Raw genomic sequence first — 18417 nt, 5'->3', positions numbered from 1 at the left:
CTAGAAATAGGGGCGATTTGCCTACTTTATGGCCCATATTTTCGCTAGAACGGAGTGAAATTTTGAGCGATATTGTAAAATAAAAGATAATAATTTAAGTTTTTAAGTTGGTGAGTTTTTAAGTTGGTGAGTTGGATGTTTTTTGATTTTTTGAGTTGAGGAGTTGGTGTTTTTTGGAGTTGGTGAGTTAGTGGGTTGATTTGTCCGGTACTTCGTGTGTGAGAAGGGTGTTTGTCTTGTGTTGGCATCACAGAGAGAACAAACTCCTCCTCATTTATAGAAATACAAAAGGTAAAGACGGCTTCGAGGTGAACTTGTTAGTTATAAGGCAAAGTTGTGGTGCTTAATGCTTGTGCAAAAAAAACATTAGTATAACACTTGATATTAGCTAACACGCTTGCCGAACACACATTAGCCAAATACAAAACCGCCCCGAAATGTATTGCATTTCGGGGCGGTTTTATGATGAGCGTTTTACGTTTCCTTCTTCTTTCTTCTCCAATCTAAATACAGCGTTGCGGCAATAAGCAACAGCAATGCGGCGTAAGAGATGTAGGCGATGGTTTCGGTTCGGTTGATGCTCTTGGGATAGAAACTCAGCACAACCTCGTGCTTACCTGGCTTTATGGCAAGCGCGCGCAGCAGGTAATTCACCCTACCCAACTCGGCAGACTGCCCGTCGATGGTGGCCGACCAGCCCGGATAATACACTTCCGAGAACACCAACACGCCCCCCTTGTCGCTCTCTACGCTGTAATGCAGTTGGTTTGGCGCATACTTCTTCAGCTCGGCCTTAGCAATGGTGCCTTGTTGAACGCTTGTTCCCAGCACACTTTCAAAGCGTTTGTCGGCCACAGCCTCGTGTCGAAGGTTTAGTTTTGCCAGCGCATCCAGTTCGGCATTGGCGTTGTCCACATACTTCACTTGGTCTACCAACCACGCATTGCCAAAGGCGTATGGGTTTAGGAGCGGCACTTTCTGGTTGTTTTGTAACGGCAGAATAAAGTATTTGGCGTTGAGCATGTTGATAACGGGATAGATAGAGTCGCCCTTTACGCGTGTCATGTCGCCGCCGGATTCGGCAACAGATTTCATCAATCCCTGCATTTCGGGGGCGATGTAAGCCTCAATCAGCTCTTGGTAGCGGCGCAGTTTGGCGGCGTGGTATCCGCCAATACTCTTATGATAGTACGAAGTCTCGTTTTCGTTAAAGGTGTTCGAGGCCAAGTTCAGCACCCTATAATCCAAGCTCTTGTCTTGCAGTATCAGTCGGTCTGTATTGTCCATTGGCTGTGGTTGGTCGCGAACAGAGGCCTCCACAAACATGTCGTCGTGCAGGTAGCGTTTGTTTACCTGCCACATGTCGATAAGACACAGCAGCGTTAGTGCCCCAACAAGATACTCAGACTTCAATTTCTTGGCCTTATAGAGCAGCAAGAAGGTGGTTCCGATGACGATAATCCAGAACGAACGCCAGCAGTCGGCCCTGAATATGGCTTGCCTAACTTGGGTTAGGTCGGTAAGAATGGGGTTGAGCTGCTGTTGTGGAAACTGCGATAAGGCTTGCAGCTCGTCGCTAGATACAAACGAACCGAAGAACACACTGGGCATAAGGGCGAACAGCAAGGCCATGCCTGCCGTTAGTCCAAAGCTTGCATACACGTATTTTATCTTGTGCGTGAGTAGCTCGGGCTCGTCGATTATCTTCTTTAAAGCCATTATCGCAAGCAGCGGAATGGTGAATTCGGCGATGACAAGGATAGAGGCTACCGTGCGGAATTTGGCATATAGCGGCATGTAATCGATGAAAAGGTCGGTTAGCCACATCATGTTCTTACCCCACGAGAGCGCAATCGACAACACCGTGGCGGCCACCAAAGCCCACTTCATCGGACCTTTCACGATGAAAAGCCCCAGTATGAAGAGCATCAGCACAAACGCACCCACGTACACAGGACCCGAAGTGCCTGGCTGTTCGCCCCAATATTGGCCAATCTGCTGATAGAGATAGCCCAGTTCGGGGTTGCCTTTCTCTTGTACAATGGGGTTGGCCGACATGGGTACGGATGCTCCTCCTTTGGCGTTTGGCACCAAGAGCGTCCATGTTTCGCCGATGCCGTAACTCCATTGCGTAATGTAGTCGCGTTCCAATCCGCTGTTCGATTGGTTGGCGTTGTTCTTCTTCACCAGTTCGCTTTTACCACGCATCGACTCTTGTCCGTATTGCCAAGTGTGGTAAAGCGAGGTTAGGTTGATGCAAACGGCAAGTGTTGCGCCAACGGCACATGCCGCAGTGGCTTTAAAGAAACGCGCCAACTGTTTCTCCCTGATGGCTTGCACAAGATAGGCAATAACCATGAAGAAGATAATGAAGAGGTAATAATACGTCATTTGCACGTGGTTGGCGTATATCTCGAAGGCCGTAAACACGGCCGTGACAATCAGTCCGCGCACATATTGCCCCCTATAAGCCCATACAATACCTGCAATCATGGGCGGCAGATAGGCAAGGGCCATCACCTTCCAGATGTGTCCGGCGGCGATGATGATGAAAAAGTAGCTTGAAAAAGCCCATATCACCGCACCAAGAGCGGCCAACGACTGTCTGAAATCGAATGCGCGTAGCAATATGTAAAAGCCCAAAAGGTAGGCAAAAACATACCACACATAGTCGGGCATCCACAGGTGGTAGGCCTTTGTTGCGGTCGAAAGCACACTTGTGCTTGGATAAGAGGGCGAGGTTTGGTAGGTGGGCATGCCGCTAAACGTGGCGTTGCTCCATCTGGAAGTCTCTCCTGTCTTCTCTTTATACTTCAACACCTCTTGTCCTGCGCCTCGTCCTGCTGCGCTGTCGTGCTGATAAAGTATGCGTCCGTCTATGGTGGCAGGAACAAAATAGGCGTAGGCCAATACGGCAAAGGCCACAACAGCCACCACATCGAACAGGTATTTTTTTAGTATTTCCATTATGGTATAAATAAAATCTGTTCTGCAAAGATATATATAATATGTGTATTTCGCACCCTTTATGCTGTTAATTTTGACAGAGAAGGGCAAATGTATGGGGTAAGGGGCGAGTAAAGGCCGTACTTGCAGAGGACCATTAGTATTTTGATGATGCTGCTTGTGGGTGGTGAAATGGTGTGGAAGCGGGTAGGGAAGTGAATGCGATGCCCCGTAAAAACAAATGGTTGTGCCGCTTACCAAATTGGGGTAAGGGCACAACCAATGGGCGTTGTATGTTTTAATGGCGATGTTTCAGCCTTATCTAACAACAGTTTTAACGGTCTTTCCGTTGGCCATCTTCACGATGTTCAGACCACGAACGGGGGTAGAGATGCGCTGACCGGCGGCGTTGTAACGCGATACTTCGGCTGCATTGTCTTCTTGTTGCAGCCCTTCGATAGACGAAGTGGTGAGGGGTTTCACCTCAAATCGAGAAGGCGACACGGCACTTGCTGCGAGAAGGGCATTCTTAAAGGTTTCCACTTTGTCGGCTGGAACAAAGAAGGTGGTTTGTGTACGAGCCAAGTAGAAAGCTTGTTTGCCTAGTTCGGGCGCGGCGTTCATCACGTTGAAAGTAACCGTGGAGAGGCGTGTGCCAAAGAAAGCCTTTTCGCCTATGCCGCTAGGACCGCCCTTAAACGTAACGCTAGTTAGGGCGTTGCAGCCCGTAAAGGCCTCGGAACCGATGGAGGTTACTTCGGCAGGAATGACAATCTCGGTAAGTCCCGACCCTGCAAAAGTTTTCGATTGGATGTTGGTAATGCTCTCAGAAAGCGTAATGTGGGTAAGGTTTTTTGCACCTGCAAATGCTTGTTCGGCAATGCCGCCCACCGATTGGGGTACGATGAATGACTTATCTTCGCGTGCGATGGGGTAGAGTAGCAGCTCCGACTGGTCTTCGTTGTACAGCACACCACCGACAGATGAAAAACCTTCGATGCCATCTTCCACTTCGTAGTTCTTGATGGGTGTATCTTTAAAGGTGTCGGCCGCTTTCTCAATGAACGATGCCGGCAAGGTAAAGGTGTTGAGCGAGGCACAATTGGCAAAGGCCATGCTGCCTAATTCTTCTACTCCCGACGACAATTTTACGTTTTTCAGCGCGCTGCAACCATTGAAAGCATGTGCACGTATCTCTTTCACCTGGCAGTCGTCGTTGAAGTTTACGGTCTCAATGCCAGTGCAGTCTGTAAAGACACCATTGCCCATGTAGGTCACTGCGGCCGGTATGTTCACTTCTTTTAGTGCCTTACATTTGGCAAAGGCATAGTCGCCGATGTGGGTTACGGCTACGGGAATGGCGCAAGTGGTAAGTTTAGAGCAGCCAGAGAAGGCGCTATTGTTTATCTTTTGCGTGCTGGCTGGCAGTTTCACCTCAACCAGTTGGTCGCAACCAAAGAACATATATTGGTCTACGAGGTTGTCTTCTGATATGCCATATCCCACATTCGACAGGCCTTTCTTCTTGAAGAAGTACGCACCAGAACTCTTTTTGAAACTTGCGGCGCGCAGGTTAAGGCGTTGTAGCTTGCCTGGGTTGATAGGCTCGTTGTCGCCATTATTCGCACCAGTCATCTGGCGGATAAAGAGGATGTCGGCAGTGTTGATGGGGCCAGTGATGGTCAAGTCGGTGATGATTAACTTCTCGTCGCCAGTGATTTGGTTGCTCAACGTACCTGCCTCGGTCAGCGTAACGCTCTTTTCCAAGGCGTTGGCTGTGGTGCAGAGCATGGCAAAAGCCATGATTGCAAGATGCTTTTTGCTTGTAAAAATCTGTAACATGTATTGTTTATCTATTAAAATGGTTATTTGTTTATCGTTTGTTTGGGGGTTAACGTTCGTAGGGCAGAACCAGTTTAAAACCTCTGCCTCGTAACACCACGTTTTGTTCTCTCACCTCTTCAACCGTAAGCTTGTGCTTGCCCTCGCGTAAGAGCGTGCCGCTGAACTCTTCTGGATAGTTCATGCCAAGGCTTACTTCCACCTTTTGGCCAAGCTTTGGCGCAACGATGGCGGGCTTTATTTTAAGTACCCGTCTGGCAGCTGCGGGGCGTGCGCCATTCATCAGCCAAACGCCAATACCCGGTCGGCGAACGGCCATTACGGTGTTCATCTGTTGATAAATACTTCGCGAAGTGGTGCCGTACACGCCCACCTTTTGTGCCGACCCGCTGCAACGAACGGTAACTTTAAGCGTTTTAAACTGGCCGTCTTCGCCAATGGCCTTTATGTTGGCCTCGCCTTCGTAGCTCGCGGCAATCTCAAGGATGCCAGTCTTGGCGTTCCATTTGGTGTTGAGTATGCTGTCGGGGTCGTCTATGGTGAGGCGGGCGAGGTCGCCGCCGCCTGCAAGACTAACAAACTTGCTCTCGTCGCGTGGATAAAGGCGTATTTCGGAGTCGCTGATGCTGATGGGTGGAACCACAACACTGATTTTTAGTTTGCGCTTAAAGTCGCCCGAAAGGATGGTGGCGTAGGTTTCGCCTTCCAGCAAGCCATTGATGCGCAGCGTATCTTTCGATATGGAGATGCTTGCCATCTTCGAGTCGGCGATGTTGGCTTGGTATTTTCCCGTTCCGCCACGTAGCAACACAATGCGTGTAGATTGCTTGTTGAGTGCCACCGAGTCGGTGTTGTTGGTGCCGAAGGCAATATCCGAAAGTTCTGTGTCTGTGGCGTTGTCGCAACTAGTCAATGCCATAGCCGCGAAAACCAGCAGAAGGCATAGGCGGCTTGCCGTTTTGTATATTGGTGTTGTCATCGTTTAGTCTACGTTTAGTTTGTATTCTATTTCCCATTTGCGCGTCGGCGTTTCTTCAATCTCTATGCGTAGGGTGTGTTCGCCCTTTGAACCGAAAGTAATAACGCCAGATGTGGGTGTAACGGGTTGGCCATCTACCCAATAAAGCATTTTGGCATCGGGGTTGGCCAAGTCGTGATAGTAGAGCGGAAGCGTGCGGGGTGCCGTTCCTTGCTCGCGAACCATATATAGATAAGGTATTCGGTCTTCGTCGTTTACGCCGAAGTTTAAGGGCATAGTGGTTTGCAACACGGTTGTAGAAGCATCCGAGGCAACCGAGCCTTTGATGGTTTTCACGCTGAAAGCATAGCTTTTGCCTGGTTCCAACCCCGTAACCACATGTTTAGTTGCTTTCGTGGTTGCCGCTGCTTTGCCGTTGATGGTTATCTCGTAGGTTACATCCGTTTCAGCCACAGCGTTCCACGACAGTTCAATCTCTCGCTGTTGCGGTGTGGCATGCAGGTTAGCTGGTGGTTCGGGCTTGTTGGGCACAACGCCTTCCTTGGTTTTTACCATCGAGATGTCGTCGATAAGGATATGTCTTCCTGCGTCGGCGTCTTCGTATACAGACAGTATGTAGAAACCCAATGCAGCCGATTCAACCCCAGCAGGTGCCTTAAAAGTGAGCGTTTTCTTTTTCCATGTGCCCGTAAAGTCTTTGGCCATGTCTTTTTGTGCCTTCCGTTCTTCTTTCTTAATGAGCTGTTCGCCCTTATACCAGTCGATGTAAACCAAGATGTTGGGCTTGGTAACCGTGCCTTGATACCAGTACGACAGTTCGTATTCGGCACCCGGTTGCACCTTTATATAATGTGTGTTGAAGTCTTTATCGCGTGCGATGAACGACCCGCCATTGGGGAAAACGCGTATGGCGTAGTTGCCACTGTGTGCCGTTTTCGTGCGTTCGCGCGACAGCGATGAGTTGAAATACCAATACTGGGGTTTGAGGTAGGGGTCGAACGAGGGTGCAGTACCCCCTTCGCCGCTGCCTTCGTTGCCGTTTTGAGGCTTAACATAGACTTCAAATCCCCCGTCGATAACCAACTCTTCGTGTGTTTGGGCCGTGCCAGCCTGTGCAAAGGCAAGCGCGAGGGCAAGGATATGCAGTTGTTTCATATTGTTCTTATTGATGTGTTGGCAATGTATATGTGGTTTTATTGCAGGCTTATGCCATACCTCTGTGCCACCTGCCAGGCCACGTTTCGCAGCGAACCTGTGGCGGATGTGTCGGCAAGGAGCCGTTGTTTGTCCCAAAGTCCGTTGCCGGCGGTTAGTTGGTCGATGAGCGTTTTTACCTCGTTGTAGGTGAAATGGGGCTTGCCCGATGCCTGTATGGTGAATTGCAGGGCATAGACTGCACCACATGCCTCGGACAAGAAGGTAAGGGCATTGGCTGCATCCTCATCAATATTGGCCATAGTGGTTTCGCCCGTTAGCAGATTAATGGCTCTTATGGCAGCCACTTTTGATAGCTCGGCACGAATAATGGCCTGTTGGCGCAACATGTCGGCATAGCGATATTGGGTAATTGCTGCCCTTCCTGCTGCAAAAGCGTTGTAAAGCGTGATGCGCGATTGGCGTAAAGCGGGTGTGTTGGCAGCCTGAACGTAAGGCAACCAAAACTGATAATAACCGTAAGCTAGGTCCCAATGGTGTTCTAACTCGGTGTAGTTGTGGCCTGCAACGAGCACGTTTTCTTCGTGGTTTTTGCGTAGGGCCTCACTATTCAGCACGCTGTCGTTGAGGTGGGTGTTGAGAATCTTGTCGAGATAGATGCCGCCATAGACGATGCCTTGGAAGAGTTCGGCCACCACTAGCCCCTTTTCGTTGGCAAAAGCGAGGTTAACATCGCCGATGTTGCGGCCTACATATCCGCCTTTTCCAGGCTTTGCCTTTTGGTTACGGGCAGTTCCAGGCCCCTCTTTGCCCATTCCGCTGAGTGTAGCAGCTTGGTTGAAGATGTCTTCCACGTCTTTCTTTACGAGTGCGCTATCGGCTTTGTGGGTTGGCGATGCCGACAGTTCGCGGCGCGGTTTCAACCCAAATTCGCCATTATTGTAATAGCCCTTCATCGTTTCCAGCAGTGTGCGGTTCTCAATTCTGGCCTCTTTAAGGTAGCTGTCGTAAATATAATCGAGTGGGTCGCGCAGCAAAGTGCATTCCAAGTAGTCTACACTGCTGATGCCATTCCTTGCAAATTTGTACTGCGGGTCTGGGTAGGGAGGCATCACATAGGCCGATTCAACGGTTTCTCCTTCCCAGCGATTGCAGGACGAAAAGACGAGTGGCGCCAACAAAAGCACCAAGAATATCTTGTGGTTCATCGGGTGTCGTTGTATATATAATGTGTATGGGGAGGGTTAGGGCAAGATGATGTAGGCGCAAAATGGGCCTTTTATCTTGCCAATTCCTTCTTCGTTTTGGTGTTCGTTCACTTTAAGTGGTTTCACGATGGTAAGTCCGTCTTCGGAAATAGCCGAGATGGTGGCCTTTATCGACGACCCACGAGGACCTACACCGTTTACCAAAAGGTACATCGGGAAACCAGATTTGGCCTTGAAATGCAGTTCGTGTTGCTGACCATTAGAAAGAAAAGATGTTGCATCTTCGTTTGTTTTGTTGGTGGCAATGGTGGTGAGCGAGCGGTTTGCAGCCACATAACGCACCACATAGCGCGACGCAAGTTCGGCCTCTGGCACGTTATTGCCCAAGATATCTACCTCGCGAAACGAGCAAGTAAGCGTAACATCGTAGGTTCGTACGTCTTTGGTTATCTCCACTCCGGGGTAAACGAAGTCGGAAACGGGTGCATCGGGGTTCCCCAATTGCACTACTTGGTCCTCGTAAGAGACCTTGGGTTTCTCTACACCTGTGAAAGGAAAGAGCGTGTCGTAGTCTTCTTCGGCATAATCGGCAGTGCTACGCGAGCAGCTTACAAGCATTGCGACCAGTGCTAAGAGCATATATTTCATTGCGTTCATGTGTTCAGTTTGTTTTAAAGGTGGTGTATCAGCGGTCGTCGCCTTCATCCCAAATCTCGGCAACAAGTCCCGTTGGCTTGCCTTCGGGGTGCAAGTGCTTGCTTACAAGGCGCGTTTTGCGAAAGAGTGGGTCGTAAACTTCTACCAGTTCGGCAACGAAACGTTGGCCTACACGTTGGAAATCGAAGAACATGATTTTGCTGTCGTAGCGTAATCCTGCACGGAAAGAGATGCCATGCTCTGTGCCGGCGTAGCCCGAACCCAATCCAACAATCTCTTTTGCAGGATAGTCTGGTATGGGATTTTTCTTCTGCGCAAAGAGAAAGAGGTAGTATTTCTTCTCCTTGATTTCGCGTAATAAGGATTGGTTTGTCTCAACGTTGCGCTTTACATAAACGTCGCTGCGGAAGAATATGCGGCTACCACGGTGAATGGAGAGTTGTGGATTGACCATGCTTTCGAAGAAATCGCGGTTCTGGAAAGCTCTATCAGCAGTTTGTTTCCATTGCTCTTCGCTGGCAAGTTTGGTGAAAACGATGTATTCGCGAGCCGGTTCTAGGTAGCTGGCAGTGCGGAAAACGAGGTCGCCGTCTTCGTTCTTGCCCATGAACAGCCAATCGTAAGAGGCGCGAAAGGCATCGTTAACCAACTGATGCACGTAGTTACGGGTGACGAAACTCAGCTGTGTGAAGCTGTTTCGGCCCACGCGATATTCGCTTTTCTGTGGTGTGGAGGCAGTTTGTTGGGTGAAGTCGGCCTTCATCTCCATCGTGTTGTCGGCGTTAAACCGCATGGTGAAACTGTCTCCACCATAGCCGTATCGTCCGCGGTAACCGAATTGTGGAATTAATTCTGATGGATTGGAGAAGAGCAACGAGTCGGTTCGTGGGAAATACAGCACTCGCCAACCATGCTCGGCACTGGTTAGTTCGGCTTTCAAGGCGGCAATGCTCTCTGCATTACGCTGTGCCGGCGAGCGGTCGAAGACGTCTTGACTGGCATCGCAAGCCGTAAGTAACGTTACGATGATGGCTGTTAGCCAAGCTTTGGTTTTACTGTGCATGTTGTTTGATGTAGTTGTTTATGCGGCGCAGACTGGTAATCTGCAACTGCTTTAAGTTGATGTGCAGGCTTTTTTGCATGTATTGTTCCACAAAAGCCTGCTTAGCCACAATCTCTTTATAGGCTTGTTCGGCCTCTTTGTTGTATTGTTGCTGTACCTCGGGGTCGCTGTCTTGGTCGGGAGTTTGCGCTGTATTGATGGCATCGTTCACCTCTTTGGGTGTGGCACAGAGGGTTGAACTGATGATTTCAGCAAAGTCGTCTTCGGCCGAAAGAAAGGCTTGCATGGTGTAAAAGCCGCGTTTATTGGCATAATCGGCTAGTCCGAAGTAGTCTTTTTCTTTCTTCGAGTAGCCCAAGGGAGCGGCCAAAGGTTCGGTCGAACCCGTGTAGCGATGTCCGCTTATGGCCGTAAACTTGTCGCGATCGTAGGCCACAAGCTCTGCCAAACGACGTGCAAACTGGTGATGAACGCTGCGCATGAGGGCATACATCTTGTCGGTGTCGCCTGCTTTGAAGTCGTCTACGCGGAAGATGCACATCTCCGAGGGCGTGAGCTGTGGGTTGTTGAGCAGTTCAACGCCGTTCTCGTCTACGTTCTTCCCACCATATAGATATATTCGTAGGGGTGTTTTACCTTGCAGGAAGTGGTCTCCTCCAAGGTTTTCTTGTCGATAAGTCTCAAAGCATAGTTCGCGAACGGCCCTTAAAATGGCCTTCACGTTGTCGGGTTTTGGTGGCGAAACGAAGGTTGTACCTGTGTTGGCGTTCTTCTGCCAACGGTAAACCACCTCAATGTTATAAGGTGCGGTTATGCTGTCGGCTATCCAATGGTCTAGCTCTGTCTGTGGGGTTTGCGCCGATCCTGCATCCACCACGCTTTGCTCACTGAGCGATTCGTTGGTGCAGGCCTGCAAAAGGCATGGCAACAACAGGCAGATAATGTTCTTTATATTCATCGTTTATAGTTCTTTTTGCGTTAAAAGCCTTTTAATGTAAGGGTTCGTTGCGCTCGCGTGGGTTGGGTTCCAAGCCTCGGTTGATGCCTTCGGCTGGTATTTGCAACAGCTTTCGCGGGTCGTTTTTCTCCAAAGGGAAGTAGTAGGTGCTTTTAGACGAGCGTTTTACTGCGATATGAAAGCGGCGAAGGTCGAACCAACGCAGGCCTTCTTGGAAGAATTCTTGTTGGCGAAAGCCAACGATGGTTTTCACCAAGGCCAACTGTTTGAGGGTCATTCCGTAGAAGGGCGTGTATGTTTTGTAGTTGTTGCGGTTGGTCGTTGTGTACACGTCGCGGTCGATAGAAGGCATAAAGCCAAACTTTCCTTGCATGTATTGCAGCAAATCGTCGATGGATTTGGTGTAGTTTCTTAGCATGGCGTGTGCCTCCATGCGGTTGAGCAGCACCTCATCGACAGTAAACAGCACGTTGGTGACGTACAATCCACGCGGTTTGCTGCCTACACTCTCGGTGGTAGACAATTCATCGAACTTGGCTAAGTACCTACTTGATGGCACACCAAGTACGCCAGAGGTGAATATATAGGTGCCGATGAAATTCATTTTCTCGTAATCGCCACCGCCCTCAATGCCTTTTTGGGCGAACACTTTGTTTACAATGTTGAACGTAGAGCCATATTTCTCGGTGGGAAGGGTACGTGCCAAGCGGCTCTCGGTGGTGGTTAGCAAGAGGTTTGCAGGCTCGTCGGTGGCCGTGTAGCGACGAAACAGGTCTTGATGTCTGAACTCTAACTCGTTTGCATACGTACGCCAAGGGCGCAATTGGGTCTTAGGGTCGCCGCCAAGTACATAGTCGGCATAGGCTACCACTTGTTCCCAGTCGCCCTTCATGAGGTAGAAACGCGTGGCAAAGGCGTATGCTGCCTTCTTGTTGAAATGGAATTTGGGGTGCTTATAATACTCGTCGGCAACGAGCGTTATACCTCTTTTCAGGTCTTTCTCAATCAGTTCGTACACCTCGCTCACCGTTTGTCGCTTATAATCTACCAGTGCCTCCTTCTCTGGTTTAGTGATATAGGGGATACCAGGGTCGGTGCTTTGGGTGGAATAGGGTTGTGCCCAGATGTTAACCAGCATGAAGTGTAGGTAGGCTCTCAGCAAGAACGCCTCGCCATAAAGTGCTTTTACGCGTGCACTTTTGGGGTAGGTAGAGAGCAATTCCAGTGCTTTGTTGGCTTGGGCGATACCTTTGTAGCAGGCATTCCAATAGTTTAGGGGCGTGTCTAGATCTTCTTGGTCGTAGTCTTCCCAAAAAAACATGGCCTCGTTCAGTCGCGAATGCACGCCGTTGGGTCGTTCCTCAACGTTGTCGGTACGTGGTTCGAGAAACGGAATGTAGCTGGCTTGGGGGTAAGCGCCCGTAAGTAGCTCGGCAATCTTGTCTTCCGTGTCGATGGCTACATCGAGATCGGAGTCGGGACTTTGGTCCAGAAAGTCGTTGCAGGCTGTAAACAGCGCGAGCAACGCCAGTAGCAAGATGTTATTCTTCATTTATATATGGAGTGATTTTCGTTATGTTGGTGGGGTTTATATCGTATGTTCGACCGCTGTTTAGAACCCTAAGTTGAGCGTGGCAGTGAACTGACGGGGTGTGGGGAGCGACACACCGCCCGTGCGATAGTACTCTGGGTCTTGCCCTTTCAGCTTGCTATCGGCATAGATGAGGAAGGGATTGGTGACGTTGAGTCGCAAGGATGCAGCGTGCAAGCGCAACTTTTTGAGCAAAGCAGGCGTGCATGTGTAGCCCAACGAGATGTTCTTCATACGCACGAAACTGCCATCGGCCACGCGATTTTGCGAAAAGTTGTAGGTGTTATACGCTTTCTCGATGTTCTCTTTGCCCACTTTGGCGATGAGTTCTTGCGATGGTAGCGTGGGAACATCCGTATGTAGCTCGTCGCCAGGGTTGAGCCAGCGGTTGTAATACTCCTTTGAGAAGACGTTGAGGTCGGCAAAGTCGGGGTCGAATGTTGGGTTGAGCCTTATCTTGTTGCCTGCCTGCATGGTGAGAAAGAACGACAACTCCCACGCGCCTAGCTTGAAAGTGTTGTTCAATCCGCCCAAAACCTGCGGTTCGATGGGGCCGTGGTAGATGAGATAGCTCTTTGCATACTGCGTGTCTAGAAAGTCGGCGCCTGCGTTTTTAGCGTAAGCGTTCTGGCTAGAAGGGTAGCGGCCGAAGTTGAAAGTGGGTAATCCGTTGCCGTCTAGCCCTTGAAAGTTGTACGAAAAGAGCGAACCCTTGGGATAACCCACGATGTTTCCGCGGCCTCGTCCTGCCACCATGTCGAAAGCATTGGGCGTGTTTAGCAAGCGAGTAATCTTTTGATGCATGGCACTAAGCGTAAGACTGGTGGTCCAAGAGAACTTGTCGGCAACGATGTTCTTGGTGTGTAGGCCCAGTTCTACGCCTCTGGTGCGCATGTCGCCAAAGTTAGCGTACTTGTAGTACTGGCCTCCAACGCCCGAAGTGCGTACAAGGTCGATGAGGTCGAACGTGTTGCGCTGGTACAAGTCGATGGTTGTGCTGATGCGATTGTTGAACATTCCCAGTTCAACACCCAAGTTCAGCTCGTACATTTTTTCCCATGTCAGGTCGCGATTTTCAAGATGTTTGATGTTGAGTTTGTTCTCGCGGTTGTTAAAATGGTAGCGGTTTACGATGCCGCTTTGGTAAACGGCGTTGGCGTTGATGGCCTCTTCGTTCATCTTGGCGGTAAGTCCGTAACTGGCGCGAAGTGCTAAGCGCGAAATCCAAGCATGGTTTTTAAGGAACTTTTCTTGGTCGATGTTCCACTTGGCACCAACGTTCCATGTGGGCAACCATAGTGCACGTGCGCCACGACCCGAACTGTTGGAACCCTCGGTGTTGAGAACGAAGTTGAAAACGTAACGTCCGGCATAGCCGTAGGTTCCGTTTAGCGAGAAGGTTACGCCGCGTTCGTTGCGCTTATGCAGTCCAAAGTAACTGTTGCCTTCGTTGGTTAGCTTGTCGAAGATAAGCGGATTGGTGTACACTTGGTTGCCTCTGCCATATTGTATGCCGTAACCTTGGAAGGGTTGGTTGGAGCGATTGGCGGCGCGAACCTCGGTAAAGGCAAACGCTTTAAAGTCGTGCTGCCCCATGCGCTTGTCGAAATCGAGGGCCAAACGTGCCAGAAAGCTGGTCATTGACGTCTCGGTGCGGTTGAACAAGCCGCCGTGGGTAAGCCCAACCTTTGGTTGGAGCAGGGGATTGTCCTTGTCGCGCACCAAGTAGATGTTCTCTTGTGCAACCGTAGGGTTGTCGTTGGCGCGATAAGCCTGCACTACGTTAGAGCCTTCGTCAACCTCGTGTGTGGTGACAGTGTTGGCACGACGGGCTGAAAACAAGGTTTTCACGGCCAAGTCTGTCGTCAGTTGGTAGCTGCCTTCGGCTTGTAGCTTAAAGTCAAGCACGTCTACATGGGTACTGTTGTTGGCATATTCGTTCAGAATGTTGAACGGAGCCCAGTTGTTTCGATAGTAAGCCAGGCTGCCGTCGGTGTTGTATGGGCGCAGCGTGCGGCTTGTGCCCAGGGCGTAAGAGAAGGGGTTGATGTCGAAATCGCGCTCAAACACGCCCAGAGTGTGGTTTTTGCGTTGGGGCATTGTGCCTGGTGCCTTCTGCGAACGTATGTTGCCTTGTGCCGAAAGCGTAGCACGCATCTTCTCGTTAATATAAAAGGTGCTCTTGATGTTGGCCGTTAGGCGGCTAACCTTGTCGGCGATGGTCCAACCGCTATCGTGATAAAAGCCCACAGAGGCGTATGTTGCCACGTTTTTTCCGCCGCCGGCGAAGGTGAGCGAATGGTTGGTTGTGGGGTTCAGTGTAAAGAGCAGGTCGAACCAATCGGTGTTGGCATATTCCCTTTCGCGCAGAAAGGCGTTGCGCGCCCCTGCCGTATTGGCTATTTGGTATTGGCCTGTTGCTGGGTCGATGGTGCTCAAACCTCTGTACAACTCGTGGTAAGCGCCTGCCCTTCGGCCGTAAAGCGCGTTGCGGAGCCCAAAATATCCCTTGTCGTTCATCTCTTGATAGAGGGCCATTGTTTCTTGCGAGTTCAGCAAGTCGAACTGGCTGTAACGCGGTTTCATGCGAATGGTGTTCTCGGTAGCGTAGCTTACGCGCAGGGGCGTTTCTCTTTTACCCGATTTTGTGGTCACAACGATAACGCCGTTGAGCGCGCGCGCACCGTAAACAGAGGTTGCCGAGGCATCTTTCAGCACCTGAATGTCTTCTATGTCGGCAGGATTAAGGCCTGCAACGGCCGACCCAACCAGCGTGGCAGCATCGCCCGATGCCAGTTGGTCTAGGTTTAGGTGTACCAAGTCTTCGTAAACCACACCATCGATAACCCACAGCGGCTGCACGTTACCGATGATAGAGGCTCCGCCACGGATGTTAATGCGCGGTGCAGAACCAAACGTTCCCGATATGTTTTGTATGGAAAGACCAGCCACACGCCCTTCAAGCATGCGCGAGAGGTCGGCTATACCTTCCAGTTTAATGTCGTTCATCTTAACCGAAGTGGCTGCACCGGTGTACACGCGGTTGCGAATGTTCTGGTAACCAGTTACTACCACTTCGTCCACCATTCGGCTATCGGCCTTCATCACGATAGTCATGGGCTTGGCTTGAGCCTTGGTTCGCAGGGTGGTCATGCCCACATAGCTCACTTGTAGCGTTTGGCCAGGGGCGGCTTTAAGGGTAAAGTGTCCGTCGATGTCGGTCACGGCGCGCTCCGTGGTGCCTGCGGCTTGCACCAAGGCGCCCACTAGGGTTTCGCCCTGTTCGTTCTTCACCGTTCCCGTTATGGTGTTGGCGGTTTGTGCCATAGCCACTTGTAGGCAGGTCATCAATGCGATTGTTAGTGCCACCGCTTTGTAAAAAGGGGTTGATATGTTTGTTGTCATAAGTTTGTTTGCTTAAACAGAGGGGTTGTATGTGTGGGTTACAGTCGCCAAAGCACGCCTCCATAGATGCCAAGGGGATGGCCTGCGCGAAGTCCGGAGGGATGGCGCGACACTAAATAAACCTTGTTGGTGAGGTTGATGGCGTTAAGTGTGAGGGTGATATGGCGGTTGATGTGTCCTTTTAGCGATGCATCCAAAATGGCATGAGCGGGAATTTTCTCGCGTTCGGCAATACGTCCTTGTCCTGGTTGGGTGCGCATGTCGCTGTTTATACGCACACCTATGTTGGCCTCAAAGCGTTTGTGCTCAAAGCCTAGCTGGGCATTGAAGGCGTGCTTATATATATAAGGTATCTCGTCGCCATAGACAACGTCGCCCCACGACTCGCTACTGAATGTGTTTCGCATCTCGGTATCGGTGTAGGTGTACGACAACTGCAAGGGCAATTGCACGCCCCAATGACGGGGTAGGGGTTGATAATGCAACATCAGTTCAAGACCTTTCACCACGGCTTTGCCCACGTTAAATTGGTCTAGTGTGCCTTGTCCGCCTTGTGCGGCAAGGTCGCTGCCCAGCATGTTGTCGTAGTTGTTGTAAAAACCGATGGCCTCTGCCTTCAAGTTATTGGTGGTAAGGCGCAATCCCGCTTCGAGGTTTACGCTGCTTTCGGCCTTTTGGTAGAGGGTGGCACTGGGTGGTGCGAACCCTTTATGCACGCCGCCGAAAGCCGAAAGCACGGGTAGCAGGCGATAGCTAACGCCTAACCCGGGCAAGAAGGCTCGTGCGTGGTTGGGCGTTTCGATGCGAACCATACCCGTGCGGCGCGGATCGGCGGTGGTATAGTCGCGTTTTAGCAGATCAACATCTTCGTAACGAACGCCCAACGTTAGGGTTAGCGCGTCTTTGGCCCACTTGGTTAAGGCGTATCCAGCCCATGCGTGGGCCGTGGTGATGCGGTTTGCCTGACTTCCTGGCATACCTGCGAGGAACAAGTTCATCTTACCTTGCTGCATAGCGTAGGCATCATCCTGCTGAAAGCGGTCTTCGCTGTCGGCGTGATAGCGCAGGCCGGCCTCGGCGGTGAAGTATCCGCCGAAGAGCATGGTGCGATATTCGGCCTTGCTTTGTATGCCTCGCGAGTGGTATGTGCGGTAGTTGGCACGCACCATCAGGGCCTCGCCCAGATAATCTTTTGCGCCAGTAAGGATGTCGAAGTAGTCTTTATTGGTTTCGGGGTCGGTAAGCACGCTGGCAATAGAACGTTTTTCGGCCTTGGTGTAGCCTGCCCGCACATCGCTTAGCTTGTACCAATTGCGGAAAAAGTGGTTGTAGTAGAGGTTAGTGGTTATCTTCCACTTGTTGGCTCTCTCTATGATGTAGGTGCCAACCCATTGTGTGTGGCGCGTGGTAAGCTGGTCGCGTTGTGCGCCTGCGTAGCGAAAGTAAGGGCGTTGTGCGAAATCGGTTTCCGAAAGGCCAACGTAGGTTTCGTCGGAGGTTTCGTTGGCAAAGCCGAATTTAAGTTCAAAGAGGTGGTTTACGCCTTCGTCGTTGTCGGTTTGTGCCGAAACCTTGGCTATTAGGTCGTTGCGTTTAAAACCCGTGCGGTTGTCTGGCTCATCACGGCGAAAGCCTTTCGATTGGTAACGCAGGTATTCTACCATATAACCCACGTGCTTGTGGCGGTTGCCAAAGCCTGCATACGATTTCAGGGTGTTGTAACTGCCATACGAAACTTGCGCCTTGCCCCACAATCGTTGGGGAATGGGCGTAGAAACCATGTTGATTGCACCACCCGTTGTAAACGGACCGTATTGCACTTGGCTGCTGCCTTTAAGCACTTCGATGGCATACATGCGGGCGGCGTTGGGGAAATAGTAGGCGGCAGGTGCTGCGTATGGGGCAGGTGCAGCCAGTACACCGTCTTCCATGAGCGAGATACGTTCGCTACGTTCGGCCTTCGTACCGCGCAAACTGATGTTGGGGCGAAGTCCAAAGCCGTCTTCCTCGTACACGTTTACGCCGGGAACGCTTTTAAGCATGCGGTTGATGTCGGTGTAACCAAACTTAGCCAGTTCGGTGGGCGATAGGTAATAGGCCGACCCCGTACGGTTGCGAGCCTCGAACTTGCTGCCCAACATTTGGTTGGAGTGCACCACCACTTCGCGGATGCGGTGTGTAGAGTCGGTCATAGCCTTGCTCTTGGTTGGTTCTTGGGCTTGGGCAGTGGTAAAGATGGCAAGCGCAAGGGTTGCAAGAGCGATAAGAAATTTCGTCCTGAATGTTTGACGCATCATGATTTTTGGGTATTCTGTTTGTTTTCTGACAGTATTTCTCGACAGGCATTCTTCATTCCTACGCCCGCAGACGTGGACTAACCACGCTTTTCCCCCTCTCGGTTGTTGGCAGGCGCAGCGTTGTAGTTAGTGGCAAAAGCCTTTGTTTGTCAAGTAGATAATGTCAGTAAAAACAGTTGATGAATGGTTCCTTTTTGTTCGTTTATTTATTTTCGGGTGCAAAATTAATAAATAATTAACTTTTATACAATCATTATTTCTCGGTATTTTAGATAGATGGGACTTTAAAGGTGAAAAGGTGAAAAGGTGAAAAGGT

At 50.6% G+C, this 18417-nt stretch carries 11 protein-coding genes; all 11 read right to left on the bottom strand.

The window, feature by feature from the left end; genetic code table 11:
- Positions 1-474: 474 nt before the first annotated feature.
- Positions 475-2967 carry a YfhO family protein gene (locus tag HMPREF2955_RS03090; protein WP_070720865.1) on the bottom strand — a complete coding sequence of 831 codons (2493 nt, stop codon included), beginning with the start codon at positions 2965-2967 and terminating at the stop codon, positions 475-477.
- Positions 2968-3264: 297 nt separating this feature from the next.
- The gene (locus HMPREF2955_RS03085; RefSeq protein ID WP_070720862.1) at positions 3265-4788 is read right to left on the bottom strand and encodes a leucine-rich repeat domain-containing protein; all 1524 of its coding nucleotides are present in this window, start codon (positions 4786-4788) and stop codon (positions 3265-3267) included.
- A gap of 49 nt (positions 4789-4837) precedes the next feature.
- A complete protein-coding gene (locus HMPREF2955_RS03080; protein ID WP_070720861.1) occupies positions 4838-5767 on the bottom strand; it encodes a hypothetical protein in 930 nt (309 codons plus the stop codon).
- 3 nt (positions 5768-5770) lie between these two features.
- Positions 5771-6922, bottom strand: coding sequence for a fibronectin type III domain-containing protein (locus HMPREF2955_RS03075; protein ID WP_070720858.1), 1152 nt, complete (start codon positions 6920-6922; stop codon positions 5771-5773).
- Between the two features lie 38 nt (positions 6923-6960).
- Positions 6961-8130, bottom strand: coding sequence for a DUF4856 domain-containing protein (locus HMPREF2955_RS03070; RefSeq protein WP_070720854.1), 1170 nt, complete (start codon positions 8128-8130; stop codon positions 6961-6963).
- A 36-nt stretch (positions 8131-8166) separates the two neighbouring features.
- Positions 8167-8787: a hypothetical protein gene (locus tag HMPREF2955_RS03065; protein ID WP_070720852.1), complete on the bottom strand. Its 621-nt coding sequence runs from the start codon at positions 8785-8787 to the stop codon at positions 8167-8169.
- A gap of 28 nt (positions 8788-8815) precedes the next feature.
- A complete protein-coding gene (locus tag HMPREF2955_RS03060; protein WP_070720850.1) occupies positions 8816-9850 on the bottom strand; it encodes a DUF4302 domain-containing protein in 1035 nt (344 codons plus the stop codon).
- Positions 9840-10808, bottom strand: coding sequence for a putative zinc-binding metallopeptidase (locus tag HMPREF2955_RS03055; protein ID WP_070720848.1), 969 nt, complete (start codon positions 10806-10808; stop codon positions 9840-9842). The genes HMPREF2955_RS03060 and HMPREF2955_RS03055 overlap by 11 nt, the downstream gene beginning before the upstream one ends.
- Before the next feature lie 31 nt (positions 10809-10839).
- Entirely contained in the window at positions 10840-12360 is a 1521-nt protein-coding gene (locus tag HMPREF2955_RS03050; protein WP_070720847.1) for a RagB/SusD family nutrient uptake outer membrane protein, read from the bottom strand.
- A gap of 60 nt (positions 12361-12420) precedes the next feature.
- Positions 12421-15747 (bottom strand): SusC/RagA family TonB-linked outer membrane protein, encoded by a 3327-nt coding sequence (locus HMPREF2955_RS03045; RefSeq protein WP_210401266.1) that lies wholly within the window; start codon positions 15745-15747, stop codon positions 12421-12423.
- 95 nt (positions 15748-15842) lie between these two features.
- Positions 15843-18101 (bottom strand): TonB-dependent receptor family protein, encoded by a 2259-nt coding sequence (locus HMPREF2955_RS03040; protein ID WP_070720840.1) that lies wholly within the window; start codon positions 18099-18101, stop codon positions 15843-15845.
- Positions 18102-18417: the final 316 nt, after the last annotated feature.

The organism is Prevotella sp. HMSC073D09, assembly GCF_001814145.1.
In the GTDB taxonomy this organism is placed as follows: Bacteria; Bacteroidota; Bacteroidia; order Bacteroidales; family Bacteroidaceae; genus Prevotella; species Prevotella conceptionensis.
This window is presented reverse-complemented; position numbering and strand designations above follow the sequence as displayed.

Coding starts and splice junctions, on each gene's coding strand:
- HMPREF2955_RS03090 (WP_070720865.1), bottom strand. CDS start 2,967: ATGGAAATACTAAAAAAATACCTGTTCGATGTGGTGGCTGTTGTGGCC.
- HMPREF2955_RS03085 (WP_070720862.1), bottom strand. CDS start 4,788: ATGTTACAGATTTTTACAAGCAAAAAGCATCTTGCAATCATGGCTTTT.
- HMPREF2955_RS03080 (WP_070720861.1), bottom strand. CDS start 5,767: ATGACAACACCAATATACAAAACGGCAAGCCGCCTATGCCTTCTGCTG.
- HMPREF2955_RS03075 (WP_070720858.1), bottom strand. CDS start 6,922: ATGAAACAACTGCATATCCTTGCCCTCGCGCTTGCCTTTGCACAGGCT.
- HMPREF2955_RS03070 (WP_070720854.1), bottom strand. CDS start 8,130: ATGAACCACAAGATATTCTTGGTGCTTTTGTTGGCGCCACTCGTCTTT.
- HMPREF2955_RS03065 (WP_070720852.1), bottom strand. CDS start 8,787: ATGAACGCAATGAAATATATGCTCTTAGCACTGGTCGCAATGCTTGTA.
- HMPREF2955_RS03060 (WP_070720850.1), bottom strand. CDS start 9,850: ATGCACAGTAAAACCAAAGCTTGGCTAACAGCCATCATCGTAACGTTA.
- HMPREF2955_RS03055 (WP_070720848.1), bottom strand. CDS start 10,808: ATGAATATAAAGAACATTATCTGCCTGTTGTTGCCATGCCTTTTGCAG.
- HMPREF2955_RS03050 (WP_070720847.1), bottom strand. CDS start 12,360: ATGAAGAATAACATCTTGCTACTGGCGTTGCTCGCGCTGTTTACAGCC.
- HMPREF2955_RS03045 (WP_210401266.1), bottom strand. CDS start 15,747: ATGACCTGCCTACAAGTGGCTATGGCACAAACCGCCAACACCATAACG.
- HMPREF2955_RS03040 (WP_070720840.1), bottom strand. CDS start 18,101: ATGATGCGTCAAACATTCAGGACGAAATTTCTTATCGCTCTTGCAACC.